This is a genomic window from Erwinia phyllosphaerae, from assembly GCF_019132875.1.
GTDB classification, from domain to species: Bacteria; Pseudomonadota; Gammaproteobacteria; order Enterobacterales; family Enterobacteriaceae; genus Erwinia; species Erwinia phyllosphaerae.
The window spans coordinates 1-627 of record NZ_JAHSPF010000031.1; the positions used below are offsets into that span (position 1 = coordinate 1).

Below are 627 nucleotides of genomic sequence, written 5' to 3' on the forward strand. Positions count from 1 at the left end.
ATCCCTTCCTCCCCGCTGAAAGTACTTTACAACCCGAAGGCCTTCTTCATACACGCGGCATGGCTGCATCAGGCTTGCGCCCATTGTGCAATATTCCCCACTGCTGCCTCCCGTAGGAGTCTGGACCGTGTCTCAGTTCCAGTGTGGCTGGTCATCCTCTCAGACCAGCTAGGGATCGTCGCCTAGGTGAGCCGTTACCCCACCTACTAGCTAATCCCATCTGGGTTCATCCGATAGTGAGAGGCCCGAAGGTCCCCCTCTTTGGTCTTGCGACGTTATGCGGTATTAGCCACCGTTTCCAGTGGTTATCCCCCTCTATCGGGCAGATCCCCAGACATTACTCACCCGTCCGCCACTCGTCACCCGAAGAGCAAGCTCTTCTGTGCTACCGTTCGACTTGCATGTGTTAGGCCTGCCGCCAGCGTTCAATCTGAGCCATGATCAAACTCTTCAATTTAAGTTTGATTTGCTGCAACAAGTGCAGCGATGCTCAAGTGTAAAACGTCATAATGAATTTTCATTATGTGTTCACTCTTAAGACTTGATATTTTTTTGCGTCCGGAGACGCTGATATCAATCCTGCGAGTGCCCACACAGATTGTCTGATAAATTGTTAAAGAGCGTTGC

1 rRNA gene is annotated in these 627 nt (G+C 51.0%); it reads right to left on the reverse strand.

Annotated features, from left to right (window positions below):
- A 16S ribosomal RNA gene (locus KUE00_RS21770) occupies positions 1-457 on the reverse strand; the annotation flags it as partial.
- Positions 458-627 lie beyond the last annotated feature (170 nt).